Origin of the sequence: Citrobacter sp. Igbk 17 (assembly GCF_028069775.1) — a bacterium.
In the GTDB taxonomy this organism is placed as follows: domain Bacteria; phylum Pseudomonadota; class Gammaproteobacteria; order Enterobacterales; family Enterobacteriaceae; genus Citrobacter.
Window position 1 is genome coordinate 65,937 of the sequence record NZ_JANEWI010000016.1, and the last position, 16,231, is coordinate 82,167.

The 16,231-nt window shown below is 52.3% G+C and carries 14 protein-coding genes and 7 tRNA genes; 19 read left to right on the forward strand and 2 right to left on the reverse strand.

Features of this window, described 5'->3' with window-relative positions; all coding sequences use genetic code 11:
* The first annotated feature begins 134 nt into the window (after positions 1-134).
* From nagD to NNO08_RS11625, 9 genes are all read left to right on the forward strand, one after another.
* Complete coding sequence (gene nagD / locus NNO08_RS11585) at positions 135-887, forward strand: ribonucleotide monophosphatase NagD (RefSeq protein WP_137345352.1); 753 nt, start codon at positions 135-137, stop codon at positions 885-887.
* Between the two features lie 299 nt (positions 888-1,186).
* The gene (gene asnB, locus NNO08_RS11590) at positions 1,187-2,851 is read left to right on the forward strand and encodes an asparagine synthase B (protein WP_202039142.1); all 1,665 of its coding nucleotides are present in this window, start codon (positions 1,187-1,189) and stop codon (positions 2,849-2,851) included.
* A gap of 223 nt (positions 2,852-3,074) precedes the next feature.
* A tRNA-Met gene (locus tag NNO08_RS11595) sits at positions 3,075-3,151 on the forward strand.
* 8 nt (positions 3,152-3,159) lie between these two features.
* Positions 3,160-3,244: transfer RNA gene (locus tag NNO08_RS11600), tRNA-Leu, on the forward strand.
* 23 nt (positions 3,245-3,267) lie between these two features.
* Positions 3,268-3,342, forward strand: a tRNA-Gln gene (locus NNO08_RS11605).
* 37 nt (positions 3,343-3,379) lie between these two features.
* Positions 3,380-3,454 (forward strand) — tRNA-Gln (locus NNO08_RS11610).
* A 21-nt stretch (positions 3,455-3,475) separates the two neighbouring features.
* Positions 3,476-3,552 (forward strand) — tRNA-Met (locus NNO08_RS11615).
* 43 nt (positions 3,553-3,595) lie between these two features.
* Positions 3,596-3,670, forward strand: a tRNA-Gln gene (locus NNO08_RS11620).
* Between the two features lie 36 nt (positions 3,671-3,706).
* Positions 3,707-3,781: transfer RNA gene (locus NNO08_RS11625), tRNA-Gln, on the forward strand.
* Between the two features lie 120 nt (positions 3,782-3,901).
* Here NNO08_RS11625 and ubiF read toward each other — a convergent pair.
* Positions 3,902-5,077 carry a 3-demethoxyubiquinol 3-hydroxylase gene (ubiF, locus tag NNO08_RS11630; RefSeq protein WP_271456759.1) on the reverse strand — a complete coding sequence of 392 codons (1,176 nt, stop codon included), beginning with the start codon at positions 5,075-5,077 and terminating at the stop codon, positions 3,902-3,904.
* Positions 5,078-5,222: 145 nt separating this feature from the next.
* Here ubiF and miaB point away from each other — a divergent pair, with 145 nt between their 5' ends.
* The 10 genes from miaB to rihA all read left to right on the forward strand — a co-directional run bounded on the left by miaB (position 5,223) and on the right by rihA (position 15,592).
* The gene (gene miaB, locus NNO08_RS11635; protein WP_202039144.1) at positions 5,223-6,653 is read left to right on the forward strand and encodes a tRNA (N6-isopentenyl adenosine(37)-C2)-methylthiotransferase MiaB; all 1,431 of its coding nucleotides are present in this window, start codon (positions 5,223-5,225) and stop codon (positions 6,651-6,653) included.
* Between the two features lie 206 nt (positions 6,654-6,859).
* The gene (locus tag NNO08_RS11640; RefSeq protein ID WP_174330473.1) at positions 6,860-7,912 is read left to right on the forward strand and encodes a PhoH family protein; all 1,053 of its coding nucleotides are present in this window, start codon (positions 6,860-6,862) and stop codon (positions 7,910-7,912) included.
* Positions 7,909-8,376 (forward strand): rRNA maturation RNase YbeY, encoded by a 468-nt coding sequence (ybeY, locus tag NNO08_RS11645; RefSeq protein ID WP_137384499.1) that lies wholly within the window; start codon positions 7,909-7,911, stop codon positions 8,374-8,376. Before NNO08_RS11640 ends, ybeY begins: the two co-directional genes overlap by 4 nt.
* Positions 8,377-8,493: 117 nt before the next feature.
* A complete protein-coding gene (corC, locus tag NNO08_RS11650) occupies positions 8,494-9,372 on the forward strand; it encodes a CNNM family magnesium/cobalt transport protein CorC (protein WP_006685515.1) in 879 nt (292 codons plus the stop codon).
* Between the two features lie 24 nt (positions 9,373-9,396).
* Positions 9,397-10,935: an apolipoprotein N-acyltransferase gene (gene lnt, locus NNO08_RS11655; protein ID WP_271441579.1), complete on the forward strand. Its 1,539-nt coding sequence runs from the start codon at positions 9,397-9,399 to the stop codon at positions 10,933-10,935.
* Between the two features lie 394 nt (positions 10,936-11,329).
* Entirely contained in the window at positions 11,330-12,238 is a 909-nt protein-coding gene (locus NNO08_RS11660) for an amino acid ABC transporter substrate-binding protein (protein ID WP_271441578.1), read from the forward strand.
* A 162-nt stretch (positions 12,239-12,400) separates the two neighbouring features.
* Positions 12,401-13,141 carry a glutamate/aspartate ABC transporter permease GltJ gene (gene gltJ / locus NNO08_RS11665; RefSeq protein WP_271441577.1) on the forward strand — a complete coding sequence of 247 codons (741 nt, stop codon included), beginning with the start codon at positions 12,401-12,403 and terminating at the stop codon, positions 13,139-13,141.
* Positions 13,141-13,815: a glutamate/aspartate ABC transporter permease GltK gene (gene gltK / locus NNO08_RS11670; RefSeq protein ID WP_271449864.1), complete on the forward strand. Its 675-nt coding sequence runs from the start codon at positions 13,141-13,143 to the stop codon at positions 13,813-13,815. Before gltJ ends, gltK begins: the two co-directional genes overlap by 1 nt.
* Positions 13,815-14,540, forward strand: a complete 726-nt coding sequence (gene gltL / locus NNO08_RS11675) for a glutamate/aspartate ABC transporter ATP-binding protein GltL (RefSeq protein WP_042309800.1) — start codon at positions 13,815-13,817, stop codon at positions 14,538-14,540. Before gltK ends, gltL begins: the two co-directional genes overlap by 1 nt.
* 116 nt (positions 14,541-14,656) lie before the next feature.
* Complete coding sequence (gene rihA / locus NNO08_RS11680) at positions 14,657-15,592, forward strand: pyrimidine-specific ribonucleoside hydrolase RihA (protein ID WP_271441576.1); 936 nt, start codon at positions 14,657-14,659, stop codon at positions 15,590-15,592.
* 96 nt (positions 15,593-15,688) lie between these two features.
* On the opposite strand, the gene NNO08_RS11685 is transcribed toward rihA, so the two are convergent.
* Positions 15,689-16,171 (reverse strand): zinc ribbon-containing protein, encoded by a 483-nt coding sequence (locus tag NNO08_RS11685; RefSeq protein ID WP_271449865.1) that lies wholly within the window; start codon positions 16,169-16,171, stop codon positions 15,689-15,691.
* Between the last annotated feature and the right edge of the window lie 60 nt (positions 16,172-16,231).

Consider the following 16,231-nt stretch of genomic DNA (forward strand, 5'->3'; position numbering starts at 1 on the left):
AATAACGCGGCGACGCAGCGAATCCCCTGGAGCGTACACCAGTACGTGACTGGGGTGAGCGAGGAAAGCCAACGCACATGCAACTTGAAGTATGACGGGTATATAAGACTCATAACGAATTCCCTGGGTAGTTCATGACCATTAAGAATGTAATTTGTGATATCGACGGCGTGCTGATGCACGACAATGTTGCCGTACCCGGTGCGGCAGAATTTCTGACCGGCATTCTGGAGAAAGGTTTACCGTTAGTCCTGCTGACGAACTACCCTTCGCAGACCGGGCAAGATCTGGCAAACCGCTTCGCCACCGCGGGTGTGAATGTCCCCGATAGCGTCTTTTATACTTCCGCCATGGCTACTGCTGATTTTCTCCGTCGCCAGGAAGGGAAAAAAGCCTACGTGGTGGGTGAAGGCGCGTTAATCCATGAGCTGTATAAAGCAGGCTTTACTATTACCGACGTTAACCCTGATTTTGTCATTGTCGGAGAGACCCGTTCGTACAACTGGGACATGATGCATAAAGCGGCTTACTTTGTGGCTAACGGCGCACGTTTTATCGCCACCAACCCGGATACCCACGGTCGCGGCTTTTACCCTGCCTGTGGTGCGCTCTGCGCCGGTATTGAGAAGATCTCCGGCCGTAAACCGTTTTATGTCGGCAAACCCAGCCCGTGGATTATTCGCGCGGCACTCAACAAAATGCAGGCGCACTCAGAAGAAACGGTCATTGTTGGCGACAACCTGCGCACTGATATTCTGGCAGGCTTCCAGGCGGGTCTGGAAACTATCCTGGTTCTGTCTGGCGTATCCAAGCTTGATGATATTGACAACATGCCATTCAGACCAAGCTGGATCTATCCCTCCGTTGCAGAGATTGATGTGATTTGATCCCAGGCCGGATAAGACGCACGCGCGTCATCATCCGGCAATGTTGCGGCGTGAATACCGGATGATGGTGTAAGCGCCTTATTCGGCCCACAGAAATACCCCATCTAATAAAATTGCCATTTTATTGATGATTCATCAATAAATGCGCTCATTACGTAATCTTTTTTCACCATTCAACAATCATCATTGAGTTTTTTATTTTCAGCGCGCCAAACTCCTTGCGCCCCCAGCGGCTTTGCGGCATTTTCTTTATCAAGCAAACATAAAAAGCATCACGCAACAGGTTAACGGAGAAGGTTATGTGTTCTATTTTTGGCGTATTCGATATTAAAACTGACGCAGTTGAACTGCGTAAAAAGGCTCTGGAATTGTCCCGTCTGATGCGCCACCGCGGCCCGGACTGGTCTGGTATTTACGCCAGTGATAACGCCATTCTGGCGCACGAACGTCTGTCTATTGTCGACGTCAATGCGGGCGCTCAGCCGCTGTATAACGTGAAGAAAACACATATCCTGGCTGTTAACGGTGAGATTTATAACCATCAGGCGCTGCGTGCTGAATACGGCGATCGCTATCAGTTCCAGACCGGTTCTGACTGCGAAGTGATCCTTGCGCTGTATCAGGAAAAAGGTCCAGAGTTTCTGGATGACCTGCAAGGCATGTTTGCCTTCGCACTGTACGACAGCGAGCAGGACGCTTACCTGATTGGCCGCGATCACATCGGCATCATCCCACTGTATATGGGCTACGACGAACACGGTAACTTCTACGTTGCGTCTGAAATGAAGGCGCTGGTCCCTGTTTGCCGTACGATTAAAGAATTCCCGGCCGGTAGCTATCTGTGGAGTAAAGACGGCGAAATTCGTCAGTATTACCAGCGTGACTGGTTTGATTACGATGCAGTAAAAGACAACGTTACGGATAAAAACGAGCTGCGTCAGGCACTGGAAGATGCCGTGAAAAGTCACCTGATGTCCGATGTTCCTTATGGCGTGCTGTTATCCGGTGGTCTGGACTCCTCCGTGATTTCCGCCATCACGAAAAAGTATGCGGCGCGTCGTGTAGAAGATCAGGAACGCAGTGAAGCCTGGTGGCCGCAACTGCACTCTTTCGCGGTTGGCCTTGAAGGCGCACCGGACCTGAAAGCCGCTCAGGAAGTGGCAAACCACCTTGGTACTGTCCACCACGAGATCCATTTCACCGTGCAGGAAGGTCTGGATGCTATTCGCGACGTGATTTATCACATCGAAACCTATGATGTCACAACCATTCGTGCCTCAACGCCGATGTACTTAATGTCGCGTAAGATTAAAGCAATGGGCATTAAAATGGTGTTATCGGGCGAAGGGTCAGATGAAGTGTTTGGCGGCTATCTCTACTTCCACAAAGCGCCAGACGCGAAAGAGTTGCACGAAGAAACCGTGCGTAAACTGCAGGCGCTACACATGTTCGACTGCGCCCGTGCCAACAAAGCAATGTCTGCCTGGGGTGTCGAAGCCCGTGTGCCTTTCCTGGACAAAAAATTCCTTGATGTGGCAATGCGCATCAACCCACAGGACAAAATGTGCGGCAACGGAAAAATGGAAAAACATGTCCTGCGCGAATGTTTTGAATCGTATCTGCCCGCCAGCGTGGCGTGGCGTCAGAAAGAGCAGTTCTCTGACGGCGTCGGTTACAGCTGGATTGACACGCTGAAAGAAGTCGCTGCAGAGCAAGTTTCCGACCAACAACTGGAAACCGCCAGCTTCCGCTTCCCGTATAACACGCCATCATCTAAAGAAGCGTATTTGTATCGTGAGATTTTTGAGGAACTGTTCCCGGTTGCCAGCGCGGCTGAATGTGTTCCTGGTGGCCCTTCTGTTGCCTGTTCTTCAGCAAAAGCCATTGAATGGGATGAAGCGTTCAAAACCATGAACGATCCGTCTGGTCGCGCGGTTGGCGTGCATCAGTCAGCCTATAAGTAAGCGAATCATCAGCAAAGAGCCCTGCGGGGCTCTTTTTTTATGTCGATTTAACGTGCGAAAAAACAATTAATAACTAATAATTGCCGAATATTGCGTCATGCTGTTCGCAACCTAACCAAACAGTCACATTCCAGCTATTTTCAATGAAAAAGGGGTTGACGCTTCAAGGCTCAATACGCATAATGCGCCCCGCAACGCCGATAAGGTTACGCGAAAAAAAGATGGCTACGTAGCTCAGCTGGTTAGAGCACATCACTCATAATGATGGGGTCACAGGTTCGAATCCCGTCGTAGCCACCATCTTTTTTGCGGGAGTGGCGAAATTGGTAGACGCACCAGATTTAGGTTCTGGCGCCGCAAGGTGTGCGAGTTCAAGTCTCGCCTCCCGCACCATTCACCCGTAAGCGTTGCACGGATGGGGTATCGCCAAGCGGTAAGGCACCGGTTTTTGATACCGGCATTCCCTGGTTCGAATCCAGGTACCCCAGCCATTTTTTCTTCGATAAAGCGGTTCACCGCAACGGTCATTGGGGTATCGCCAAGCGGTAAGGCACCGGTTTTTGATACCGGCATTCCCTGGTTCGAATCCAGGTACCCCAGCCATCGAAGAATATGTTAGTATTTGGCTACGTAGCTCAGCTGGTTAGAGCACATCACTCATAATGATGGGGTCACAGGTTCGAATCCCGTCGTAGCCACCATATTAAGATGTATCGGGTTAATCCGGTAAATCCAAAAAATTGTTGGGGTATCGCCAAGCGGTAAGGCTCTGGTTTCTGATACCAGCATTCCGAGGTTCGAATCCTCGTACCCCAGCCATATTAAAGAAGTCATCCACTTTGTGGGTGCACCCGTTGGGGTATCGCCAAGCGGTAAGGCTCTGGTTTCTGATACCAGCATTCCGAGGTTCGAATCCTCGTACCCCAGCCATATTAAAAAAGCTCGCTTCGGCGAGCTTTTTGCTTTTCTAACGCCGGTTGACGGCAATCCTTACCCGGCCTACATGACTTGTAGGCCTGATAAGCGTAGCGACATCAGGTACTACCCGAGCTACAACCCTAACGCATACTTCAGTGCCTGGCGCTTCAACACGCCTGCGCGTTCTGCAGCCATGAGTCCAAGATTACGCATGATGCGCAGCGGTTGCAGGTTATTACTGAACCCGGCGTAGAACAAATCCATGCCGCTCTGCATGATGAAATTATCGGTCATGCGGCGATTCTGATAGCGTTTCAGTACTGGCTGGCTGGCCCAGGACTCACCGTAGCTGCGGGCATTCACCAGCACGTCAATCAGTGCATCGACATCGCGAAATCCCAGATTTACGCCCTGCCCCGCCAGTGGATGAATGGTATGTGCGGCATCACCGACCAGCGCCAACCCCGGCTGGACATACTGCAACGCATGACGACGTGTCAGCGGAAATGCGCCTGCAGCCACAGGCAGCACGTTACCCAGTCGCGATGGGAAATGTTTGCCTATCTCTGCCTGGAGTTGCGCCATGCTTAAGCTTTGTAACTGACGGATACGCGCCGGGGTGTCGTACCACACCAACGAAGCCCAGTCGTCGAACAACGGTAAAAATGCACGCGGACCGTCAGGGGTAAACTGCTGCCAGGTGCTGTCTCCGGGTGCGTTTTCACACTGGACAGTTATCAGCATACAAGATTGCGCGTATTGCCAGGCATGGATGCCAATCCCGGCCATTTTGCGTACCTGGGAGTTGGCACCATCAGCACCGATCACCAGCTTCGCGTTGATTTTTCCACCATCTGCCAGCTCAAGTTCATGCCGGTCATTATGCCGATGTAAAGAAATCAGCGATGTGGGCACGCGCAACGTCACTTTAGGGTGAGCTTCCAGCGCCTGCCAGAGCGCTTGTTGCAGGACGGTATTCTCCACCATGTAACCCAACAACGGCAGCTTAAGCTCCGCAGCATCAAACACCACATGGGCATTTTCCCATTCCCACGTCTCCAGCCGACGATAAGGATGGCTGCGCATCCCCTGCACCGTATCCCAGACGCCCAGCCCTTTAAGCAGCGATACCGAGGCGGAACTGATGGCCGAAATTCTGACATCCGGCTGTCCGTCAGCCACAAACGGCGCGGGCACGGCATGCTCGATAACCGTTACCGTAAATCCGTGCTGCGCCAGTCCCAGCGCCAGCGCGCCGCCGACCATCCCCCCGCCGACAATGGCAATTTCCGTTGGTTGATTTGTCATGGTCAATCATCCTGTTACATGTATTGTGTAAGTTTACAGGATTTTTTACCCCTTGAGGCTGACATCCGTCATACTGGTCACAACCGCGCCAAAGCAGTACACTATGCGCCCTGCATTTCAGCCACAATTTCGCAAGAGCAAGTCGATGACCAAAAAACTCCATATTAAAACCTGGGGCTGTCAGATGAACGAATACGATTCATCGAAGATGGCCGATCTGCTGGATGCCACTCACGGGTATCAACTGACCGACGTGGCGGAAGAAGCGGATGTGCTGCTGCTGAATACCTGCTCAATCCGCGAGAAGGCTCAGGAAAAAGTCTTCCATCAGTTAGGTCGCTGGAAGCTCTTAAAAGAGAAAAATCCCGATCTCATCATTGGTGTTGGTGGCTGCGTGGCATCTCAGGAAGGCGACCATATTCGCCAACGCGCACACTACGTCGATATTATTTTCGGGCCGCAAACTCTGCATCGTCTGCCGGAAATGATCAACAAAGTGCGCGGTAGCAATACCCGTAGCCCGGTGGTAGATATCAGCTTCCCGGAGATCGAAAAGTTCGATCGTCTGCCGGAACCGCGTGCCGAAGGTCCAAGCGCGTTTGTGTCCATCATGGAAGGCTGCAATAAATATTGTACTTACTGCGTGGTGCCCTACACCCGTGGTGAAGAAGTCAGCCGCCCGGCGGATGATATCCTGTTTGAAATCGCCCAGCTTGCGGCGCAAGGCGTACGCGAAGTGAACCTGCTGGGGCAAAACGTCAACGCCTGGCGTGGTGAAAACTACGATGGCACGATCGGTTCGTTCGCTGATCTACTCCGTCTGGTCGCTGCAATCGACGGCATTGACCGTATCCGATTTACCACCAGCCATCCGATCGAATTCACCGATGATATCGTTGAGGTCTACCGTGATACGCCAGAACTGGTGAGCTTCCTGCACCTGCCGGTACAGAGCGGTTCGGATCGTGTGCTAAACCTGATGGGTCGTACCCATACCGCGCTGGAATACAAAGCGATCATCCGTAAACTGCGCGCAGCACGTCCGGATATCCAGATTAGCTCCGACTTCATCGTCGGCTTCCCAGGTGAAACCACCCAGGACTTCGAGCAGACCATGAAGCTGATCGCTGATGTCAATTTCGACATGAGTTACAGCTTTATCTTCTCTGCGCGCCCTGGCACTCCAGCAGCCGATATGGTTGACGATGTGCCGGAAGAAGAGAAAAAACAGCGTCTGTACATCCTGCAGGAGCGTATTAACCAGCAAGCCATGGCCTGGAGCCGTCGTATGCTTGGCACGACTCAGCGTATTCTGGTAGAAGGTACATCGCGTAAGAGCATCATGGAGCTATCAGGTCGTACCGAAAATAACCGCGTGGTGAACTTCGAAGGAACCCCGGAAATGGTCGGTAAGTTTGTGGATGTTGAAATTACCGATGTCTGGACGAACTCCCTGCGCGGCAAAGTCGTGCGCACTGAAGACGAAATGGGCCTGCGCATCGCAGAAACCCCGGAGTCAGTGATCGCACGCACCCGTAAAGAAAACGATCTGGGTGTCGGTATTTATCAGCCGTAATCCTGCTGAAATACGCAAATAATGCCCGATGGTGCTGCACTTATCGGGCTTACACTTCCAGGCTCGCTGCTCCGGCGGGCCTTGTAATCTGCCCTGGCACCCCCATATTTATCGCAATGCTTGCGCCTTTCCCCCATGGCGTGAATAATTTCCTTAGATGCCGGTAAATGTTCAGCGTCCGGCGAGACATGCATAAGAGGAACAGTTTGAACATAGACACTCGCGAAATTACCCTTGAACCCGCAGACAATGCCCGCCTGTTGAGCCTTTGCGGGCCATTTGATGACAACATAAAACAACTGGAGCGTCGTCTCGGCATCGAAATTAACCGCCGCGATAACCACTTCAAACTGACCGGTCGCCCCATTTGTGTCACCGCTGCGGCTGATATTTTACGCAGCCTGTATGTCGATACGGCCCCAATGCGCGGCCAGACACAGGACATCGAGCCAGAACAAATTCATCTGGCGATTAAAGAAGCGCGTGTGCTTGAACAGAGCGCAGACAGCGTGCCGGAATTTGGCAAAGCGGTGAATATCAAAACCAAGCGCGGAGTGATTAAACCGCGTACGCCGAACCAGGCGCAGTACATCGCTAACATCCTCGATCACGACATCACCTTCGGCGTTGGCCCGGCGGGTACCGGTAAAACGTACCTTGCGGTTGCCGCCGCGGTCGATGCGCTTGAGCGTCAGGAGATCCGTCGAATTCTGCTGACCCGCCCGGCGGTGGAAGCAGGTGAAAAACTGGGTTTCCTGCCAGGCGATCTGAGTCAGAAAGTCGATCCGTATTTGCGCCCACTGTATGACGCGCTGTTCGAAATGCTGGGTTTTGAAAAGGTCGAGAAGCTGATTGAGCGCAACGTCATTGAGGTCGCACCGTTGGCCTATATGCGCGGCCGTACGTTAAACGATGCGTTCATCATTCTTGATGAGAGCCAGAACACCACCATCGAACAGATGAAAATGTTCCTGACCCGTATCGGCTTTAACTCCAAAGCCGTCATTACCGGGGACATCACGCAGATTGACCTGCCGCGCAGCACCAAGTCTGGTCTGCGTCATGCCATTGAAGTGCTGGCCGAAGTCGATGAGATTAGCTTTAATTTCTTCCATAGCGAAGACGTGGTACGCCACCCGGTTGTTGCCCGTATCGTGACGGCATATGAAGCCTGGGAAGAAGCAGAACAAAAACGCAAAGCCGAGCTGGCGGCAGAACGCAAGCGCGAAGCTCAGGAGCAGGAGCAGGAGCAAAAATGAGTCAGGTTATTCTCGATTTACAGCTGGCATGCGAAAACGAATCCGGCTTACCACCAGAAAGTCAGTTTCAGACATGGCTGGATGCCGTGATCCCACAGTTTCAGGAAGAGTCAGAGGTCACGATTCGTTTGGTCGATGACGCTGAAAGCCACGAGCTGAACCTGACCTATCGCGGGAAAGATAAATCAACCAACGTGCTCTCTTTCCCGTTTGAAGCGCCTCCGGGCATTGAAATGCCGCTGCTGGGCGATCTGGTCATCTGCCGCCAGGTGGTTGAGAAAGAAGCTCAGGAGCAAGGCAAACCGCTTGAGGCCCACTGGGCGCATATGGTGGTACATGGTAGCCTGCATTTATTGGGCTACGACCATATTGAAGATGACGAAGCAGAAGAGATGGAATCCCTCGAAACAGAGATTATGCTTGCTCTGGGCTATGAGGATCCGTACATTGCCGAGAAAGAATAAGCATTTCGAAGTCTTGTAGCCTGATAAGCGTAGCGCCATCAGGCAAAACATGCCGTCACAGCTGAGTATACGCATGACGAGCGCCCCATTAACTAACATGAGAACCCATACGACGCCATGAGCGACGACAATTCACACAGTAGTGACACGTTAACCAGCAAAAAGGGATTTTTTTCCCTGTTACTGAGCCAACTTTTCCACGGTGAACCGAAAAACCGTGACGAACTGTTGGAGCTGATCCGTGATTCCGGGCAGAACGACCTTATCGATGAAGATACGCGCGATATGCTCGAAGGGGTGATGGACATTGCGGACCAGCGCGTTCGCGACATCATGATCCCCCGCTCTCAGATGATTACCCTGAAACGCAACCAGACTCTGGACGAATGCCTTGATGTCATTATCGAGTCTGCCCACTCGCGTTTTCCGGTGATCAGCGAAGACAAAGATCACATTGAAGGGATTCTGATGGCCAAGGATCTGCTGCCCTTTATGCGCAGCGATGCCGAAGCATTCAGCATGGAAAAAGTGTTACGCCAGGCGGTTGTTGTCCCTGAGAGCAAGCGTGTTGATCGCATGCTGAAAGAGTTCCGCTCCCAGCGTTACCATATGGCAATCGTCATCGACGAATTCGGCGGCGTGTCTGGTCTGGTGACCATCGAAGACATTCTTGAGCTGATCGTCGGTGAAATTGAAGATGAGTACGACGAAGAAGACGATATCGACTTCCGTCAGCTCAGCCGTCACACCTGGACTATTCGCGCGCTGGCGCCGATTGAAGACTTCAACGACGCCTTCGGGACCCACTTTAGCGACGAAGAAGTTGATACCATTGGCGGGCTGGTTATGCAGGCCTTTGGTCATTTACCCGCTCGCGGTGAGACCATCGACATCGATGGTTACCAGTTCAAAGTGGCGATGGCTGACAGCCGTCGTATTATTCAGGTTCATGTCAGAATTCCGGACGACTCACCCCAGCCCAAACTGGACGAATAAACCCGAAACTGGATCATAGACTACATGGCATTTGCCCCATTAATTGAACGCCAGCGCATTCGCCTGCTGCTGGCGTTATTATTCGGTGCCTGCGGGACGCTGGCGTTCTCTCCGTATGACATCTGGCCCGCCGCGATTATTTCGCTGATGGGTCTACAGGCTCTCACCCTCAACCGCCGTCCACTCCAGTCTGCTGCCATTGGCTACTTCTGGGGAATGGGGCTGTTTGGTTCAGGCATCAACTGGGTCTACGTCAGCATCGCGCAATTTGGCGGCATGCCGGGGCCGGTAAACGTTTTTCTCGTGGTTCTGCTTGCCGCCTACCTGTCGCTCTACACCGGTCTGTTTGCTGGCATTCTGTCGCGTCTGTGGCCGAAAACTAACTGGATTCGGGTAGCGATTGCCGCGCCGGTTATCTGGCAGATAACTGAATTCCTGCGCGGCTGGGTTCTGACCGGCTTCCCATGGTTGCAGTTTGGCTACAGCCAAATTGATGGCCCGCTTAAAGGGCTTGCACCGGTAATGGGCGTAGAAGCAATCAACTTCCTGTTGATGATAGTCAGCGGCCTGCTGGTGCTGGCGTTAGTCAGCCGTAACTGGCGTCCGCTGGTTGTGGCCGTGATCCTCTTCGCACTGCCCTTCCCGCTTCGCTATATCCAGTGGTATACGCTGGAACCTGAAAAAACCACGCAGGTATCGATGGTGCAAGGCGACATTCCACAGTCGCTGAAGTGGGATGAGGGCCAGCTACTTAACACGCTGAAGATTTACCTTGATGCTACCGAGCAAGAGATGGGTAAATCGCAGCTAATTATCTGGCCGGAGTCTGCAATCCCGGATCTGGAAATTAATCAGCAGCGTTTTCTGAGCATGATGGATGACCTGCTGAAATCCAAAAACAGCACGCTGATCACCGGCATTGTCGACGCTCGCCTCAACAAGCAGAACCGTTACGATACCTACAACACCATCATTACGCTGGGTAAAGACAGTCCGTACAGTTATGACTCGACCAATCGCTATAACAAAAATCACCTCGTCCCATTTGGTGAGTTTGTTCCGCTGGAATCGATTCTGCGCCCGTTAGCACCGTTCTTTGATCTGCCGATGTCGTCATTCAGCCGTGGGCCATATGTTCAGCCCCAGCTCCATGCGCATGGTTTCAAACTGACAGCGGCAATCTGCTACGAAATTATTCTTGGCGAACAGGTACGTGACAACTTCCGCCCGGATACTGACTATCTGTTGACCATCTCTAACGATGCCTGGTTCGGTAAGTCGATCGGTCCGTGGCAACATTTCCAGATGGCGCGTATGCGTTCTCTGGAGCTGGCACGCCCGCTGCTGCGTAGCACCAATAACGGTATTACCGCGGTGATTGGCCCGCAGGGGGAGATTCAGGCGATGATCCCGCAGTTTACCCGTCAGGTACTGACCACCAGCGTTACGCCGACCACGGGCTTAACCCCTTATGCCCGTACCGGTAACTGGCCGCTGTGGCTGCTTACCGCACTGTTTGGTTTCGGTGCGGTGGTGATGAGCCTGCGCCAGCGCCGCCGTTAAATTCGCAGGCCGGATAAGGCGGTACGCCGCCGCCCGGCCATCATGCTTCCTCCGCCGGATGGCGCTGCGCTTATCCGGCCTACTCCTCTCTCCTCACCCATTCTGGCACGCCTATTGCTTTGTTATACAAGGCAAACGCTGTTTTGGCTGCATGTGCAACCTGGTCGCACCAAAGTTGAGCGAAGGTAGCACCTGAAAAGTGCAACAGGATATTTTTGCCCCCAAATGGTGCGGCGCACTTCGCAAAAATAAACAATAACACAGCAAATTCTTTACATTCATCCAAACTAAATGTTAACAAACATATACAAGACTGCACGTTTAAGTAGCAAACAATAACAACATCACAATGGGTATCAATGCGTCACCGGCGCAGACGATAAAGGAGTTGGATATGCAATTACGTAAGCTCGCCACAGCCATGCTGGTTATGGGAATGTCCGCTGGTCTGGCGCACGCAGAAGACGCAGCACCAGCGGCAGGCAGTACGCTGGATAAGATCGCTAAAAATGGCGTAATCGTCGTCGGACACCGCGAATCCTCGGTACCGTTTTCTTACTACGATAATCAGCAAAAAGTGGTCGGCTATTCACAGGATTACTCCAACGCAATTGTTGACGCTGTGAAGAAAAAGCTGAACAAGCCTGACCTGCAGGTGAAACTGATCCCAATTACCTCTCAAAACCGTATTCCGCTGTTGCAAAATGGCACCTTCGACTTTGAGTGTGGTTCCACCACCAACAACGTTGAGCGCCAGAAGCAAGCGGCTTTCTCTGACACTATTTTCGTTGTCGGCACCCGTCTGCTGGCGAAAAAAGGTGGCGATATCAAAGATTTCCCTGATCTGAAAGGGAAAGCGGTAGTCGTTACTTCCGGTACCACCTCAGAAGTGCTGCTGCACAAACTGAACGAAGAACAAAAAATGGATATGCGCATCATCAGCGCGAAAGACCACGGTGACTCTTTCCGTACTCTGGAAAGTGGTCGCGCCGTTGCCTTTATGATGGATGACGCACTGCTGGCCGGCGAGCGCGCGAAAGCGAAGAAACCGGACAACTGGGAGATCGTTGGCAAGCCGCAATCTCAGGAAGCTTACGGCTGTATGCTGCGTAAAGACGATGCTGAATTCAAAAAGCTGATGGATGACACCATTGCCCAGGCTCAGACTTCAGGCGAGGCGGAAAAATGGTTTGATAAGTGGTTTAAAAACCCGATTCCACCGAAAAACCTGAACATGAATTTCGAACTGTCAGACGAAATGAAGGCTCTATTCAAGTCACCGAATGATAAAGCGCTTAACTAACTAAAATAAATGGGGCGAGTTCACCTTGCCCTCTCGATTGTTACTTGGCACGGACAGACTATAAGCCTGATGGTCGTTCCCCATCAGGCCTGAAAACCGCTAAACGCTGAATAACAATCTTCGAGGGTAGCGCTGCTACCCTTTTTTTTCTGGAGTAGATTTATGTCTATAGACTGGAACTGGGGTATTTTTTTACAACAGGCCCCGTTCGGCAACACCACCTATCTTGGCTGGCTCTGGAGCGGTTTCCAGGTCACTGTCGCATTATCCATCACCGCCTGGATTATCGCTTTCCTGGTGGGTTCGTTATTCGGCATCTTACGTACCGTTCCAAATCGTTTCCTTTCCGGGATCGGTACGCTGTATGTCGAGCTCTTTCGTAACGTACCGCTGATCGTTCAATTTTTTACCTGGTACCTGGTCGTGCCTGAGTTGCTGCCGGAAAATATTGGCATGTGGTTTAAGTCAGAGCTGGACCCTAACATCCAGTTCTTCCTTTCCTCCATGATTTGTCTGGGGCTGTTTACCGCCGCACGCGTCTGTGAGCAGGTTCGTGCCGCGATTCAATCACTGCCTCGCGGGCAGAAAAACGCCGCACTGGCGATGGGGCTAACGCTGCCACAGGCCTACCGCTATGTTTTGCTGCCAAACGCCTACCGCGTGATTGTGCCGCCAATGACCTCAGAGATGATGAACCTGGTGAAGAACTCAGCCATCGCCTCAACCATCGGTCTGGTTGATATGGCTGCACAGGCGGGAAAACTGCTGGATTACTCTGCCCACGCATGGGAATCATTTACGGCCATTACCCTGGCCTATGTACTGATTAACGCCTTTATTATGCTGGTGATGAATCTCGTCGAACGTAAAATCCGCCTGCCTGGCAATTTAGGAGGCAAATAGTGTACGAATTTGACTGGAGTTCTATCGTCCCTTCCCTGCCATTTTTGTTGGATGGGCTGCTCATCACGCTGAAAATCACCGTTACAGCGGTTGTCATCGGTATCGTGTGGGGAACCCTCCTGGCAGTCATGCGACTGTCGAGCTTTGCGCCGATTTCCTGGTTTGCAAAGATCTACGTCAACGTATTCCGCTCCATCCCTCTGGTCATGGTGCTGCTGTGGTTCTACCTGATTGTGCCCGGTTTTCTGCAAAACGTGCTGGGGCTGTCACCGAAAACCGATATTCGCCTGATCTCAGCAATGGTCGCGTTTTCGATGTTCGAAGCGGCCTACTACTCGGAAATTATCCGTGCCGGGATCCAGAGTATCTCTCGCGGGCAGTCCAGTGCTGCGCTGGCGCTAGGGATGACGCACTGGCAATCAATGAAACTCATCATATTGCCACAGGCATTCCGCGCCATGGTTCCGCTGCTACTGACTCAGGGCATCGTACTGTTCCAGGATACCTCGCTGGTCTACGTATTGAGTCTGGCAGATTTCTTCCGCACCGCCTCCACTATTGGCGAGCGTGACGGTACACAGGTTGAAATGATCCTGTTCGCTGGCGCCGTTTATTTTGTATTCAGTCTGAGCGCATCGTTGTTGGTCAGCTATTTGAAGAAAAGGACAGTTTAATGATTACCCTGAAAAATGTTTCTAAATGGTATGGTCACTTTCAGGTGCTGACCGACTGCTCCACGGAAGTGAAAAAAGGAGAAGTGGTGGTGGTCTGTGGCCCGTCAGGCTCCGGTAAATCCACACTTATCAAGACGGTAAACGGCCTGGAACCAGTCCAGCAGGGCATCATCACGGTTGACGGCACCGTCGTAAATGACAAGAAAACCGATCTGGCCAAACTACGCTCCCGCGTCGGCATGGTGTTCCAGCACTTTGAGCTGTTCCCCCATTTGTCGATCATCGAGAATTTGACACTAGCCCAGGTCAAAGTGCTTAAACGCGATAAAGCGCCTGCGCGTGCAAAAGCGCAAAAGCTGCTTGAACGCGTTGGTCTGGCGGCGCATGCCGAGAAGTTTCCGGCACAACTCTCAGGGGGTCAGCAACAACGTGTCGCTATCGCCCGGGCGCTGTGTATGGATCCTATTGCCATGCTGTTTGACGAGCCGACGTCAGCACTGGACCCCGAAATGATCAACGAAGTACTGGACGTGATGGTTGAGCTGGCCAATGAAGGGATGACCATGATGGTGGTTACCCACGAAATGGGCTTTGCGCGGAAAGTAGCGAACCGGGTGATCTTTATGGATGAAGGGAAAATTGTTGAAGACTCACCGAAAGAAGAGTTCTTCGCCAACCCAAAATCAGACCGAGCCAAAGACTTCCTCGCGAAAATATTGCACTGATCATACTGGCGCGTACATTCAGGTGCGCGCCACCTCACGCTTTATACCTTCACTTCTCGAATCATGTACAGTCCAGCGTTAACCTTGTCACAAAGTCCCACTTACAAGGAGCAACAATGGCACTTCCCATTCTGTTTGATTGCGATCCAGGTCATGACGACGCTATCGCAATTGTTCTCGCCCTCGCCTCACCTGAGCTGGACGTTAAAGCGATAACCTCTTCTGCTGGTAACCAGACACCCGATAAAACGTTACGTAACGTGTTGCGCATGTTGACGCTGCTTAACCGTACCGATATTCCAGTGGCCGGCGGAGCGCTAAAACCATTGATGCGCGATCTGATTATCGCCGACAACGTGCACGGTGAAAGCGGTCTGGATGGCCCTGCGCTACCGGAGCCCGCTTTTGCTCCACAGGCCTGTACAGCCGTTGAGTTGATGGCAAAAACCCTACGCGAGAGCCATGAGCCGGTAACGATTGTCTCCACCGGGCCGCAAACGAACGTGGCGTTGCTGCTGAACAGCCATCCTGAACTGCACGCTAAGATCGCCCGTATCGTTATCATGGGTGGTGCAATGGGTCTCGGGAACTGGACGCCCGCGGCAGAGTTCAATATTTATGTTGATCCTGAAGCGGCCGAGATTGTGTTCCAGTCGGGAATTCCGGTAGTGATGGCGGGGCTTGATGTCACACATAAAGCACAAATTCATCGTGAAGATACTGAACGGTTCCGTGCGATTGGGAACCCCATTTCCACCATTGTCGCTGAGTTGCTGGACTTTTTCTTCGAGTATCACAAAGACGAGAAATGGGGATTTGTCGGTGCACCGCTGCACGACCCATGCACCATTGCCTGGCTGCTGAAACCTGAGCTGTTTACTACCGTTGAGCGGTGGGTCGGGGTGGAAACGCAGGGTAAATATACCCAGGGAATGACCGTGGTGGACTACTACTTCCTGAGCGGCAATAAGCCAAATGCCAGTGTGATGGTGGACGTTGATCGCCAGGGGTTTGTCGATCTGCTGGCAGAGCGTCTGAAGTTTTACGCCTAAACCACGCCGGATGGCGCTAACGCTTATCCGGCCTACAAAATCGTGCAATTTGTAGGCCGGATAAGACGCTTTGCGTCGCCATCCGGCAATAAGCGATTACGGTTCAAACGGCCGGCGCTGGAACTGATCGTGTCCACATTTCGGACACAGCGGCAGCACATCCGGGGTGTAAACCGCTAAATGGAAATGGCACTTCTCGCAGACCAGATTTCCCAGTCCCACCACCTCGCCACTGTGATAAACCCCATGATGGCTAAGGTCCTGAAATACCTCGCGCCATTCAAGCTGCGTTTTGTCGGTGATATCGGCCAACTCTTGCCAGATACTCTCCTTGATAACCCGCATAAAGACGCTGTCACTCTCTTCATCAAGGCTCTCTTCATAGCTAAGAGCGAACTCCTCCAGGTCACGCCTCACGGCCCGGGTAAGCTCTTCCACCTCGGTTCGGGTTAACTCCCCGGTTTGCATCACGCGCTGACGCGCCTGGTCCACCAGCGCATCAATATCGCGTTCGCCATTTCGCAGACGTTCGCTGAGTGACGTCACCAGTTCACGGTAATATTGAGCAACCTTGTTCATCGCTTCGCCTCCTGGGTCGTTAACTGTCTATAATAATAGACGTTATTTACGCTACGCTTT